This window comes from Pseudomonas sp. BS3767 (assembly GCF_900099665.1).
GTDB classification, from domain to species: domain Bacteria; phylum Pseudomonadota; class Gammaproteobacteria; order Pseudomonadales; family Pseudomonadaceae; genus Aquipseudomonas; species Aquipseudomonas cerasi.
In genome coordinates, this window is record NZ_FNCX01000004.1 from 183,438 (window position 1) to 197,492 (window position 14,055).

Below are 14,055 nucleotides of genomic sequence, written 5' to 3' on the forward strand. Positions count from 1 at the left end.
CTTCGCGAGCAAGCGAAGCGTCGCCCGGCTCGCTCCCACTGGGGTTGTGAGTCTTTTCAGGCTCTGACGTCAGTCCAGCGCCTTCCAAATGTCTCCGGCGTACTCGCGGATGGTCCGGTCTGAGGAGAACCAGCCCATGCGTGCGGTGTTGAGGACCGCCGAGCGCCACCATTCCTTGGAGTCGTGCCAGCGCTCTTCGACCTTGGCCTGGGCCGCCCAATACGAGTCGAAGTCAGCGCAGACCAGGAAGCGGTCATACGCCAGCAACTGATCGATCAGCCCCACATAACGGTTCGGATCATCCGGCGAGAACACACCGCCACGGATCGCCTGCAGGACATCGTTCAAGCGTCCGGAGGCGGCCACATCGTCATGCGCGCTGAATTCACCTGCACGCTTGCGGGCTTCGACCTGTTGCGAGGACATGCCGAAGATGAACATGTGTTCCAGCCCGACCTGCTCGCTCATCTCCACGTTGGCACCGTCCAGAGTACCGATGGTCAGTGCGCCGTTGAGGCCGAACTTCATGTTGCTGGTGCCGGATGCCTCCAGGCCCGCGGTGGAAATCTGCTCGGACAGGTCGGCCGCCGGGATGATGCTCTCCGCCAGGCTGACGTTGTAGTTGGGCATGAACACCACTTTCAGCAGACCGCGCACCGTCGGATCGTTGTTCACGGTCCGCGCGATGTCGTTGGTCAGCTTGATGATCAGCTTGGCCGAGTGATAACTGGCCGCCGCCTTGCCGGCGAAGATCTTCACCCGTGGCACCCAATCGGTACCCGGCTCGGCGCGAATGGCCTGATACAGAGCAACCGTGTGGAACAGGTTCAGCAACTGGCGTTTGTATTCGTGAATCCGCTTGACCTGAACGTCAAACATCGCGGCAGGATTGACGGCAATGCCCAGGCGCTCGTGAATGATCGCGGCCAGCGCACGCTTGCTGTGCAGGCGTTGATCGGCCATCTGCTTGCGGAACGACGACTTCTCGGCGAACGGCTCGAGCTCTTTGAGGCGCGTCTCGGCGTTGTCCAGAACATCCTCGCCGAGTGACTCGACAAGCATCTCGGTCAGCTTCGGGTTGGCCTGGAACAGCCAGCGGCGGAAGGTGATGCCGTTGGTCTTGTTGTTGATCCGCTCCGGGTAGATCTTGTGCAGCTCGGCGAACACGGTCTTGCGCATCAGCTGGGTGTGCAGCGCCGAAACGCCGTTGACGCTGTGCGAGCCGAGGAACGCCAGGTTGCCCATGCGTACCCGACGACCGTTGTCTTCTTCGATCAGCGATACGGCACGCAGTACGTTGACGTCGTCGACGCCTTTGGCGCGCAGTGTGTCAATGTGCTGCGCGTTGATCAGGTAGATGATCTGCATGTGGCGCGGCAGCATCCGCTCCATCAGACCGACCGACCAGGTTTCCAGCGCTTCAGGCAGCAGGGTGTGGTTGGTGTAGCCGAGGGTGCCGACGGTGATTTTCCACGCGGTGTCCCACGGGATGTTGTGGTTGTCGATCAACTGACGCATCAGCTCGGCCACTGCGATCGAGGGGTGCGTGTCGTTCATCTGAATCGCCGCGTGCTCGGACAGATCCGTCAGCGTGGCGTGTTGGTTCAGATGGCGGCGCAGCAAGTCCTGCAGCGACGCGGAGACGAAAAAGTATTCCTGACGCAGACGCAGTTCCTGACCCGCTTCGGTTGCATCGTTCGGGTAAAGCACGCGGGAAATGCTTTCGGCGCGCACCACTTCGGCAACCGCGCCGAAGTGATCGCCGGCGTTGAAGCGTTCCAGGTGCAGGTCTTCTACTGCACGGGCGCGCCACAAGCGCAGCGTGTTGACGCTCTTGCCACGCCAGCCTACCACCGGGGTGTCATAGGCGATGGCCCGAACGGTCTCGCCCGGACGCCATACCTGACGCGAGTCGCCTGCTTCGGTCGGGACCGTGTCGACGCTGCCGCCGAAGCCAATGGAGTAAACCACCTCAGGGCGTTCGAATTCCCATGGGTTACCGAAGTCCAGCCAGTTCTCGGTTTGTTCCTGCTGCCAGCCATCGACGATGCCCTGACGAAACAGGCCGTGCTCGTAACGAATGCCGTAACCATGACCCGCGATACCCAGGGTCGACATGCTTTCCATGAAGCACGCCGCCAGACGACCCAGGCCGCCGTTACCCAGTGCCGCATCCGGTTCAAGCAGGCGGATGCGCTCGATGTCCACACCCAGTTCGGTCAGCGCCTCGCGAGCGACTTCGAGCAGGCCGAGGTTACTGAGGCTGTCGTACAGCAGCCTGCCTATCAGGAATTCGAGAGACAGGTAGTAAACGCGTTTCTGAACCTTGCGATAGATCTGCCGCGTGTGGTCCATCCAGTGTTCGACCATGTGGTCGCGGGCGGCAAGGGCAACAGCTTCAAACCAGTCATGCTCAAACGCATGGTCGGGGTCCTTGCCCACCGAGTAGGTGAGTTTGGCGAGCACAGCGGCGCGAAAAGCGGCCACATCAGCGTCACGAACAAGTGGTTCCTGAGACATCGGTAAAACCTCAAGTAGTCTGACGAATGGAAAACGGGATTCTTAGACTGTAGGCGTGTCGTCAATTATTTCCTGAAAAAAAGAGAAATAATTGACGGCACAGCTCTCGCTTCGACCCAGCGCAACGGCTCTGGTTCGCGCACCGTTGAAATTGGCAAAACGCTTGCATCGTTCGTTCCATCCTGATCGATGACGTGCAGCATGCTGATTCTTCGTTTCGGGTTTATGATGCCCCACGGCAGAATAATAGAAGCCTCTAAATTGGACTTATGGAGCACTTATGCAGACTTTGTACCCGCAGATCAAACCCTACGCCCGGCACGATCTGGCCGTGGAACAACCGCATGTGCTTTACGTCGATGAAAGTGGCTCGCCAGAAGGGTTGCCGGTGGTGTTCATCCACGGCGGCCCGGGTTCGGGATGCGATGCGCACAGTCGCTGCTATTTCGATCCCAACCTGTACCGCATCGTTACGTTCGACCAGCGCGGCTGCGGTCGTTCCACTCCGCATGCCAGCCTTGAAAACAACACCACCTGGAAACTGGTGGAAGACCTTGAAGCGATCCGCGAGCACCTCGGGATCGACAAATGGGTGTTGTTCGGCGGTTCGTGGGGCTCGACCCTTGCCCTGGCGTATGCTCAGACCCATCCCGACCGCGTGCACGCGCTGATCCTGCGTGGCGTATTCCTTGCCCGTCAGCAGGAAATCGACTGGTTCTACCAGGCAGGTGCCAGCCGTCTGTTCCCGGATTATTGGCAGGATTATGTCGCGCCGATTCCGCTGGACGAGCGTGACAACATTCTGGCTGCCTTCCACAAGCGGCTCACCGGGCCGGATCAGATTGCCCAGATGCATGCCGCCAAGGCCTGGTCGACCTGGGAGGGGCGTTGCGCCACCTTGCGGCCCAATCCGCAAGTGGTCGATCGCTTCGCCGAGCCGCACCGTGCGTTGTCCATTGCGCGCATCGAATGCCACTACTTCATGAACAACGCCTTTCTGGAAGACAACCAGCTGATTCGCGACATGCCGAAGATCGCGCACCTGCCGGCAATCATTGTCCACGGTCGTTACGATGTCATCTGTCCGCTGGACAATGCGTGGGAGCTGCACCAGAACTGGCCTGGCAGCGAGCTGCAGGTGATTCGCGAGGCCGGGCACTCGGCAGCCGAACCCGGTATCGCCGACGCACTGGTGCGGGCTGCTGCAGAGGTTGCGCGCAACCTGCTCGACCTGCCGCCCGAAGAAGCGTGACAGTGATCCGGTATTGGTTTTGAGTCTGGAAAGGCATCTATGAAAGGTTTGTTGCAGCGCGTGCGAAGTGCGCGCGTCGAAGTCGGCACTGAGGTCGTGGGTGCGATTGAACAGGGCCTACTGGTGTTGGTGGGAATAGAGCCTCAAGACACCCGCGCCAGTGCCGATAAGTTGCTGCACAAGTTGCTCAATTATCGAGTGTTCAGCGATGCCGAGGGCAAGATGAATCTGTCTTTGCGCGAGGTGAGTGGCGGCTTGTTGCTGGTTTCCCAGTTCACGCTGGCTGCAGACACCAAAAGCGGGTTGCGCGCGGGCTTCTCGAAAGCCGCGCCTCCAGCGCTGGGTGCCGAGTTGTTCGACTATCTGTTGAGCCAGGCCAGAATCGCGCATCCCACGGTAGCGGCGGGCCAGTTTGGTGCAGACATGCAGGTGCACCTGATAAATGATGGCCCCGTGACATTTTTGTTTGATACATAAGCTACGATTTCACTTTGTCCCCCTGAATTCATCTGTCTTGCGGGAATAAATTTCTTTGTCATACCTGATGCGTTGTGGCGCGTGCTACTGGATAATCGCGCGCTACGGGGATCGACACTGTTGGTCCATTTGGTATGACAAAAGCGGTTCTGACACCGGGTTGGGGAATCATTAAGCCCATTCGGAGTCGGAACAATGCTCGCCAACCCGGCATTGATAGCTGGCCGTTGGTTTTTTCATCTGTTTTTCGGCGAGGGTTGCTCGTGATTGTTAGTCCCTGTGATGCTCCAAAGACACCTGTCAAGCGGTTGCGTAGTGCACTTCTGGCAAGCTCGGCCCTTGTATGCCTGTTCAGTGCAGGTCAGCTGTGGGCGTTCAACCTTGATGATGTAGCGGCGAAGGCCAAAGAAATGGCCGGGCAGAAGTTCGAGGCTCCGAGGAGCAATCTGCCGAACGAGCTGCGCGACATGAAGTTCGCCGATTATCAGAAGATCCGCTTCCGTGATGACAAGGCCGAATGGGCGGGCGAAAAGACTCCGTTCAAAGTGTCTTTCTACCACCAGGGCATGCACTTCGACACGCCGGTCAAGATCAACGAAGTGACCGCGACCAGCGTCGACGAGATCAAATACGACCCGAGTCGTTTTGACTTCGGCGATCTGAAGATCGACCCAAAATCCACCGAGAAACTGGGTTATGCCGGTTTCCGTGTCCTGTATCCGATCAACAAGGATGACAAGCAGGACGAAATCATGACCATGCTGGGCGCGAGCTACTTCCGCGTGATCGGCAAGGGTCAGGTTTATGGCCTGTCCGCGCGCGGCATGGCGATCGACACTGCCTCGCCGTCCGGTGAAGAATTTCCGCGCTTCAAGGAATTCTGGATCGAGAAGCCGGGCCCGGATGACAACCATCTGGTGATCTTCGCACTGCTCGACTCGCCGCGTGCCACTGGCGCCTATCAGCTGACCCTGCGTCCGGGTACCAACACCCTGGTTGACGTGAAGTCGCGCATGTTCCTGCGTGACAAGGTCAACAAGCTGGGCGTTGCTCCGCTGACCAGTATGTTCCTGTTCGGCGCCAACCAGCCTTCGCGTGTGCCTAACTACCGTCGTGAACTGCACGATTCCAGCGGTCTGTCGATCCAAGCGGCCAACGGTGAGTGGCTGTGGCGTCCGCTGAACAACCCTAAACATCTGTCCATCAGCAGCTTCTCGGTCGAGAACCCGCGTGGTTTTGGTCTGCTGCAACGCGGCCGCGACTTCAGCCAGTACGAAGACCTGGATGACCGCTACGACAAGCGCCCAAGTGCCTGGATCGAGCCGAAGGGCGATTGGGGTAAAGGGACTGTCGAGCTGGTCGAAATCCCGACTGCCGACGAGACCAACGACAACATCGTGGCCTACTGGAAGCCTGAAACTCTGGCAGAACCTGGCCAGGAAATGGCGTTCGACTACCGTTTGCACTGGACCATGCAGGAAAACTCGATCCACTCGCCGGATCTGGGCTGGGTCAAGCAGACCCAACGCTCCATCGGTGACGTGCGTCAGTCCAACCTGATCCGTCAGCCGGACGGCAGCCTTGCCTTCCTGGTCGACTTCGTGGGCCCGGTTCTCGCCGCACTGCCGGAAGACAAGACCATTCGCAGCCAGGTGACCACTGACGACAACGTCGAACTGGTGGAAAACAACCTGCGCTACAACCCGGTCACCAAAGGCTACCGCCTGACCCTGCGGGTGAAGGTCAAGGACTCCAGCAAGCCGACCGAAATGCGCGCCTACCTGTTGCGTGAAATCCCTGCCGAGCCAGGCAAGGAGCCTGCGCTGCTCGTGGCTGACAAGGCCGAAGAGAAGAAGGCTGCCGCCAAGGAAGCTGCCAAGCCGGCAGTCGCCAAGGAGTCCGCCAACGACCAGGTAGAAATCGCCAAGGCCGATGCGCCGAAGGCCGAAGCTGCCAAGCCTGAGACTGCCAAGTCTGAAGCTGGCAAGGCTGACGCAGCAAAAGCTGACGCAGCCAAAGGCAAAGGCGAAGTCGCCAAGGCCGACGCAAGCAAAGCCGACGCATCCAAGGCTGAAGTAGCCAAGGATAAAGACGGTAAAGAAATTCAGCAGCCTGAAACCGAGGCAGCGCCCACCCATCCGGAACCGGCCAAGACGTTGCAAGTCATGACCGAGACCTGGAGCTATCAGTTGCCGAGCGATGAGTAATTCTCTACCGGTGCCAATGTCTCTGAACGAGTACCTGGCGCATTTACCGATGAGCGACGAGCAGCGGGCAGAACTTGCCAGCTGCACGACCTTCGCCGAATTGCATGAGCGACTTTCCGCGCAGCCGGTCACTGACCCTGCCGAGGCCGCTCAGGCTTCGGTGGGTCGCCGTCTGACGCTGACCACTGCAGATCAGTTGGAGGACGCCGAGATGCTCGGCGTCGATGCCAGCGGTCGCCTGTGCCTGAAGGCCACACCGCCGATTCGCCGGACCAAGGTCGTGCCAGAGCCATGGCGCACCAACATTCTGGTGCGCGGCTGGCGTCGTCTGACCGGCAAGACCAACCCGCCCAAGCCCGCGCATGATGATCTGCCGCGGGATCTGCCGAAGGCGCGCTGGCGCACCGTCGGCTCGATCCGTCGCTACATCCTGCTGATCCTCATGCTGGGCCAGACGATCGTGGCTGGCTGGTACATGAAGGGCATCCTGCCGTATCAGGGCTGGTCGCTGGTTTCGCTCGACGAAATCACCCGTCAGACCTTCGTGCAGACCGCCTTGCAGGTCATGCCTTATGCCTTGCAGACCAGTATCCTGTTGCTGTTCGGGATTTTGTTCTGCTGGGTATCGGCCGGTTTCTGGACCGCGCTGATGGGGTTCCTTGAGCTGCTCACCGGTCGCGACAAATATCGCATCTCGGGTGCCAGTGCTGGCAACGAGCCGATCGAAAAGGGCGCACGTACTGCGCTGGTCATGCCGATCTGCAACGAGGACGTGCCTCGGGTTTTCGCCGGTCTGCGCGCTACGTTCGAGTCGGTAGTTGCCACGGGTGACCTGGATCGTTTCGATTTCTTCGTGCTCAGCGACACCAACGAAACCGACATCGCCGTTGCCGAGCAACAGGCGTGGCTGGACGTGTGCCGCGAGACCAAAGGTTTCGGCAAGATCTTCTATCGTCGCCGTCGCCGCCGCGTAAAACGCAAAAGCGGCAACCTCGACGACTTCTGCCGTCGCTGGGGCGGTGAATACCGCTACATGGTCGTGCTGGACGCCGACAGCGTCATGAGCGGTGAGTGTCTGACCAGCCTGGTTCGCCTGATGGAAGCCACGCCGGACGCCGGTATCATCCAGACCGCGCCACGTGCGTCGGGTATGGACACGCTGTATGCACGCATGCAGCAGTTCGCTACCCGGGTCTATGGCCCGTTGTTCACCGCCGGTCTGCACTTCTGGCAGTTGGGTGAATCCCACTATTGGGGTCACAACGCGATCATCCGCATGAAACCCTTCATCGAGCACTGCGCCCTGGCGCCGTTGCCCGGCAAGGGCGCGTTCGCCGGTGCGATCCTCTCCCACGACTTCGTCGAAGCTGCGCTGATGCGCCGTGCAGGCTGGGGCGTGTGGATTGCTTACGACCTGCCAGGCAGTTATGAAGAGTTGCCGCCCAACCTGCTGGACGAACTCAAGCGTGACCGTCGCTGGTGCCACGGCAACCTGATGAACTTCAGGCTGTTCCTGGTCAAGGGCATGCACCCGGTTCACCGTGCGGTGTTCCTGACCGGTGTGATGTCTTATCTGTCGGCACCGTTGTGGTTCTTCTTCCTCGTGCTATCCACGGCCCTGCTGGCGGTGAACACGCTGATGGAGCCGACCTACTTCCTTGAACCGCGTCAGCTGTATCCGCTGTGGCCACAATGGCACCCGGAAAAAGCCGTCGCGTTGTTCTCGACGACCATCGTCCTGCTGTTCCTGCCTAAACTGCTCAGCGTCATTCTGATCTGGGCCAAGGGCGCGAAAGGCTTTGGTGGCAAGTTCAAGGTCACCATTTCGATGCTGCTGGAAATGCTCTTCTCGGTGCTGCTTGCTCCGGTGCGCATGCTGTTCCACACCCGCTTCGTACTGGCCGCTTTCCTGGGCTGGGCCGCGACCTGGAACTCGCCGCAACGCGACGATGACTCCACGCCGTGGATCGAAGCAGTGAAGCGCCACGGTCCGCAAACCCTGTTGGGCGCGTGCTGGGCCTTGCTGGTGTTCTGGTTGAACCCAAGCTTCCTGTGGTGGCTTGCGCCGATCGTGGTGTCGTTGATGCTGTCGATTCCGGTGTCGGTGATTTCCAGCCGTACCAATCTGGGCGTCAAGGCGCGTGACGAGAAGTTCTTCCTGATTCCTGAAGAGTTCGAGCCGCCGCAAGAGCTGATCTCGACGGATCAGTACACCTACGAGAACCGCTGGCATGCGCTGAAGCAGGGCTTCATTCGGGCTGTGGTCGACCCGCGACAGAACGCTTTGGCTTGCGCCCTGGCGACGTCGCGTCACCGTCAGGCTCAGCCGATTGAAGTGGTGCGTATGGAACGTGTTGATCAGGCACTCAAGGTCGGCCCGGCAAAACTCGGCAATCAGGAACGCCTGATGCTGCTGAGCGACCCGGTCGCCCTTGGCCGCTTGCACGAGCGCGTCTGGAGCGAAGGTCACGAAGAGTGGCTGGCCGCGTGGAGAGCTTCCATCGAAGCCGATCCGCACGCGCCTTTGCTGCCTTTGCAGCCTGTAGGTAAAGCATCGGAGCCGGTCCCGGTCTAAAACCGCCCGGCTACGAAAAGAGCCCCTGACGCCTAGCGCGTCGGGGGCTTTTTTATTGGGCTTTGTGGCACATACATGCACAGGACATGGTCAAGACCGGTTCTCCAGAACCCCGATCGTTCCTCACGCTCCAGCGTGGGAATGCGGTTCACGAAGCTCCGCGTCGCAAGAGGACGCAGAGCGTCCAGACCGGCATACCCACGCGGAGCATGGGTACGATAGTGTTATTCCTGACGACGATCGTTCCTCACGCTCCAGCGTGGGAATGCAGTTCACGACGCATCGCGTCGCAAGAGGACGCAGAGCGTCCAGACCGGCATGCCCACGCTGGAGCCTGGGCACGATGGTGTTATCCCTGCCGACTATCGTTCCTCACGCTCCAGCGTGGGAATGCAGTTCACGACGCTCTGCGTCGCAAGAGGACGCGGAGCGTCCAGACCGGCATACCCACGCGGAGCATGGGTACGATAGTGTTATTCCTGCCGACGATCGTTCCTCACGCTCCGGCGTGGGAATGCAGTTCACGACGCTCTGCGTCGCAAGAGGACGTGGAGCGCCCAGACCGGCATGCCCACGCTGGAACATGGGCACGATGGTGTTACCCCTGCCGACGATCGTTCCTCACGCTCCGGCGTGGGAATGCAGTTCACGACGCTCTGCGTCGCAAGAAGACGCGGAGCGTCCAGACCGGCGTACCCACGCGGAGCATGGGTACGATAGTGTTATTCCTGCCGACGATCGTTCCTCACGCTCCGGCGTGGGAATGCAGTTCACGACGCTCTGCGTCGCAAGAGGACGTGGAGCGCCGAGACCGGCATGCCCACGCTGGAGCATGGGCACGATGGCGTTGTCCGGACGTCTACCGGCGTGATGGCATGGGTTCAACCCACCCTGAATCGCCCCACCAGTGTCTGCAGGTGCGTTCCCAGTCTGGCGAGTTCGACGCTGGAGGTTGCGGTTTGCTCGCTGGCTGCAGCGGTCTGTTCGGAGATGTCGCGTACGCTGATGACGTTACGGTTGATCTGTTCGGCGACTACGCTCTGTTCCTCGCTGGCGGTAGCGATCTGTTCGTTCATGTGCTGGATCGTCGCAACGGTGCGGGTGATCTGCTCCAGTGCGCCACCCGCGCGACGGCTCAGCTCAACCGTGTTGTCGGTCAGGGTGCGGCTGTTATCCAGGGTGGTTGCGACTTGTTGGGTGCCGGTTTGCAGGGCGGCGATCAGCTCTTCGATTTCCTCGGTGGACTTTTGCGTACGTTGCGCCAGACCACGGACTTCATCGGCAACCACCGCGAAGCCGCGCCCGGCCTCTCCCGCGCGGGCTGCCTCGATGGCCGCATTGAGGGCCAACAGGTTGGTCTGCTGTGAAACAGACTTGATCACATCCAGAACGCCAACGATCTTGTTGCTTTCCTGCTTGAGCGCGCTCATTGACTGCGTGGAGTTCAGCACCTCGCGAGCCAGTTGCTCGATCTGACTGATCGCCTGCCCGACCACTTCATCGCCACTGCGCGCCTGTTGATCCGCCTGAGCGGCCGCCTGCGACGCTTCCTGCGCATTGCGCGCGACTTCCTGCACGGTTGCGGCCATTTCATTCATGGCCGTGGCCACCTGATCGGTTTCGTCTTTCTGACTGGTGACCCCGATGCAGGTCTGCCTGGTCACTGCTGACAACTGCTCGGCTGCGCTGGCGATCTGCGATACGCCCTCGCTGATGCCGCCAACCAGTTCGCGCAGGCTGATGGTCATGGTCTGCATGCTGCGTTGCAACTGACCCATTTCGTCACGGCGTGTGACCGATATGTCCCGACTCAGGTCGCCCTGGGCGATGCGTGTTGCGGCCCCCAGAGTCTGCTGCAACGGCACGGTGATCTGCCGGGTCATGATCCAGGCGGCAAGCAATCCGATCAGCAATGCCAGGCCTGCAACACTGCTCAGCATGGCGCTGGAGTTGGCCGCCTCGCTGTCACGCTGGGCAGTCTGCAGGCGGTTCAGCGCCGCGACGGAGTCCAGCAGCGTTTCGCCAAGACCTTCCATGATTTCCTGATCCGCTTCGGCCTTGGTCTGTATCTGCTTGAACTCGCCAAGCCGTTCCCGATAACTCTGCAAGGCGGCGGTCGCCGGGGTCAGGCCCTGAAGGCTTTCATTGCCCTGATCCTGAGCGATCTGCCCGATCTCCTTGAGCGCTTCGTCGATGGCCGCAATGGCCGCGTGCTCATCCGCGTCGCGGGTGGTGAAGGTATACGCCTGCACCTGATAACGAGCGGTCTGCACCTGCTGCCTCAGCTGGGAAATGTTGGTGAACTCCTCCATCCGCTCGCTGCTGTCCTGTTCCTGGCTGACGCTTTTGAGTACCTCTACCTCAACCTGCGCGATGGCCTGCAAGGCCTGTTCGGACGTCTGCTCCAGGCGCGCGCGTATCTGGTTGCGGGTTTGTCGGTTGGTGCGAACGTCCGCGAAGGTCTTTTCCAGCCTGTTCAGCATCTCGAACTGGCCGTTTAGCAGCTTGATGGTTGCCTCCTCCTCACTCTGTGTGTGCAGCAGGGTGAGTTGGGCTTTCATTTCATTGAGCTTTTCTGTGACCAGCGCGGTGCTCTCCGGCGTTTTTTCGACGCGGTCGGTGATTCGCTCGGCGCGCAGGTCTTTGGTCAGACCGTTGAGCTGGGCGATGTCCGAGAGCGACTCCGAGCGGTCGATCATGGTGTACAGGCCATGCCAGCCGGTCAGTGTGATGATCAGCGTCAATAGCAGCACCAGGCCGAAACCCAGGGACAGCTTGAATCTGACGTTCATGTTGCCGAGCGCTTGATTGATCAGTCGGAACATTGGAATCTCCTGCAATGAGCGAACAAAAGCACGTTCCGAACCCGTCGGGACGTGCGTTGTGAGCGCATCGGCGTGGTGACTCATTGCGTGACCTGAGAAGGTCGTAGGAGATTTCCGAGTACGAAGGAGGGGTGAACGCTGTCACATTTAGTTGGGGAAAATGGCCCGCGCCGAGTGCGGGCGCGGGCTGTGTGCTGACAGGTCAGACGGTGAAGCGGCTCACCAGCACCTGAAGGTGGTTGCCCAGTCTTGCGAGTTCTACGCTGGAAGCCGCGGTTTCTTCACTGGCCGCAGATGTCTGCTCGGACACGTCGCGGACGTTGATGATGCTGCGGTTGATCTCTTCGGCGGTGGCGCTCTGTTCTTCGGCGGCGGCGGCGATCTGCTGATTCATCGCCTGGATCGCCGAGACGGTTTTGGTGATGCTTTCCAGCGATCCTCCGGCCCGACGTGTCAGTTCCACGCTGCTGGTGCTCAGCTCGCGACTGCTGTCCATGACCGTTGTGGCCTGCTGTGTGCCGCTTTGCAGGCCGGCAATCAGTGCTTCGATCTCTTCGGTGGATTTCTGCGTGCGCTGCGCCAGGCTGCGCACCTCATCGGCAACCACAGCAAAGCCCCGGCCGGCCTCACCGGCGCGGGCTGCCTCGATAGCGGCGTTCAAGGCCAGCAGGTTGGTCTGTTCGGCGACCGATTTTATGACGTCCAGCACGCTGCCGATCTTGTCGCTTTCCTGTTTCAGCGCGCCCATCGCTTCGCTGGAGTTGCCCACCGCGGAGGCAAGACGTTCGATTTGCGCAATGGCCTCGTTGACCACTCGTTCGCCATCACGGGCCTGACGGTCTGCCGCCACTGCTGCTTCCGAGGCTTCCTCGGCGTTGCGCGCAACCTCCTGAACCGTTGCCGTCATTTCATGCATGGCGGTGGCGACCTGATCGGTTTCGACCTTCTGGCTGTTGACTCCGGCGCTGGTCTGCTCGGTGACCGCTGACAGCTCTTCCGCCGCGCTGGCGATCTGGGTGACGCCATCGCGAATCCCGCCGACCAGCTCACGCAGGCTCACCGTCATACGTTGAATCGTGGCCTGCAGTTTGCCCAGTTCGTCCTTGCGATCAACCTTGAGGTTGCGACTCAGGTCGCCCGAGGCCACCCGCTCCACTACTTCGAGGGTCTCCTGCAACGGGGTGGTGATCTGGCGAGTGATGACCCACGCCGCGAGAATGCTCAGCATCAGCGCCAACGCCGTAGCGGCAGCGATCATCGTGACCGACTTGGCGCTGTCTGCGTCACGGCTCTTGTTCTGCCGGATGATCAGGTCGTTGCTGGTGTCGAGCATGCTGACGCCCAACGTGGTCATTTTATCCAGTGCGGCCTTGGAGGCGGCCTGGGCATCGCGGTAGCGGCCCACAGCCGCGCGGTAGCCATTGAGCCCGGCGATGGCCTGTTGCAGCATGGGCGAATAAGTGGAAGAAATGTCGCCAGCCAGCGTGTTGATCCCGGTCACCGCGTCATCGATGGCCTTATTGGCGTCCTTTTCGAAATCGGGACGGCCGCTGTAGGTGTAACCACGTACCTGAAAACGCGCCTGCTGAATCAGCTTGCTGACGCCGACGATGCCATTGAATGCCAGGATGTTATCTTCCTTGAGCAGTTCGGCTTCGATCCTGTCGGCCTGATCCACCGCTTTGTCGGCGTTTTCGCCCATCTGGCTGCGGCTCGCTTCGCGGGTTTCGATCGCCTTGCTCATGTCCTCAAACGACTGGCGATAGTCGCGGGTGGCCTGAATCTGGGCATCCAGCAACTGCAGGTTCTCGGGGGATCGCAGCAGGTTCCTGGCGCTTTGCAGCGCGGCGTCCAGCTGATCGAGTGTACTTCTGACCTTCGCTGCGGTCTCTGCGTTGTACAGCGCCTCGTAGCTCATACGGTTGATGCGCAACTGAAGGGTCAGCTCATTGATCTGCGCAATCGCAGTAACACGGTCCCCTCGATCGATCAGAGCCTGATTGCTGAACCAGCCGGTGGCCGAAATCATCAGCGTCATCAACAGCACCAGGCCAAAGCCGATCGCCAATTTCAGGCTGACACTCGCATTGGCGAGGCTTTTGGATAACCCACGAGACATGATCACTCCTTGACGTCTTTTGCTCTAAGTATGCAATTGCATCGGCCAGTTATCGGTTAACTGAAGCGATTGAGTCGACA

Annotated in this window: 8 protein-coding genes and 1 pseudogene; 4 read left to right on the top strand and 5 right to left on the bottom strand. The window is 60.2% G+C overall.

The window, feature by feature from the left end; genetic code table 11:
- Nucleotides 1-69: 69 nt before the first annotated feature.
- Nucleotides 70-2,520 carry a glycogen/starch/alpha-glucan phosphorylase gene (locus BLR16_RS13860; protein ID WP_003365946.1) on the bottom strand — a complete coding sequence of 817 codons (2,451 nt, stop codon included), beginning with the start codon at nucleotides 2,518-2,520 and terminating at the stop codon, nucleotides 70-72.
- A gap of 65 nt (nucleotides 2,521-2,585) precedes the next feature.
- Nucleotides 2,586-2,723: a hypothetical protein gene (locus BLR16_RS28605; protein WP_154583503.1), complete on the bottom strand. Its 138-nt coding sequence runs from the start codon at nucleotides 2,721-2,723 to the stop codon at nucleotides 2,586-2,588.
- 77 nt (nucleotides 2,724-2,800) lie between these two features.
- On the opposite strand from BLR16_RS28605, the gene pip reads away from it, so the two are divergent.
- The 4 genes from pip to mdoH all read left to right on the top strand — a co-directional run bounded on the left by pip (nucleotide 2,801) and on the right by mdoH (nucleotide 9,031).
- Nucleotides 2,801-3,772, top strand: a complete 972-nt coding sequence (gene pip, locus BLR16_RS13865) for a prolyl aminopeptidase (protein ID WP_003365948.1) — start codon at nucleotides 2,801-2,803, stop codon at nucleotides 3,770-3,772.
- 39 nt (nucleotides 3,773-3,811) lie between these two features.
- Nucleotides 3,812-4,249, top strand: coding sequence for a D-aminoacyl-tRNA deacylase (dtd, locus tag BLR16_RS13870; RefSeq protein ID WP_058397805.1), 438 nt, complete (start codon nucleotides 3,812-3,814; stop codon nucleotides 4,247-4,249).
- A gap of 263 nt (nucleotides 4,250-4,512) precedes the next feature.
- Nucleotides 4,513-6,456 carry a glucan biosynthesis protein G gene (locus BLR16_RS13875; protein WP_003432358.1) on the top strand — a complete coding sequence of 648 codons (1,944 nt, stop codon included), beginning with the start codon at nucleotides 4,513-4,515 and terminating at the stop codon, nucleotides 6,454-6,456.
- Nucleotides 6,449-9,031, top strand: coding sequence for a glucans biosynthesis glucosyltransferase MdoH (gene mdoH / locus BLR16_RS13880; protein ID WP_074806653.1), 2,583 nt, complete (start codon nucleotides 6,449-6,451; stop codon nucleotides 9,029-9,031). Before BLR16_RS13875 ends, mdoH begins: the two co-directional genes overlap by 8 nt.
- Nucleotides 9,032-9,912: 881 nt before the next feature.
- Here the strand turns inward: mdoH and BLR16_RS29290 are convergent.
- The 3 genes and pseudogenes from BLR16_RS29290 to BLR16_RS13890 form a co-directional block, all read right to left on the bottom strand.
- Nucleotides 9,913-10,788 (bottom strand): methyl-accepting chemotaxis protein, encoded by an 876-nt coding sequence (locus tag BLR16_RS29290; RefSeq protein ID WP_371124297.1) that lies wholly within the window; start codon nucleotides 10,786-10,788, stop codon nucleotides 9,913-9,915.
- A pseudogene (locus BLR16_RS29295) lies at nucleotides 10,771-11,940 on the bottom strand (methyl-accepting chemotaxis protein); the annotation flags it as partial. The pseudogene BLR16_RS29295 and the gene BLR16_RS29290, both read right to left, overlap by 18 nt.
- Nucleotides 11,941-12,058: 118 nt before the next feature.
- On the bottom strand, nucleotides 12,059-13,894 hold the full coding sequence (locus tag BLR16_RS13890) for a methyl-accepting chemotaxis protein (protein ID WP_371124299.1): 1,836 nt from the start codon (nucleotides 13,892-13,894) through the stop codon (nucleotides 12,059-12,061).
- Nucleotides 13,895-14,055 lie beyond the last annotated feature (161 nt).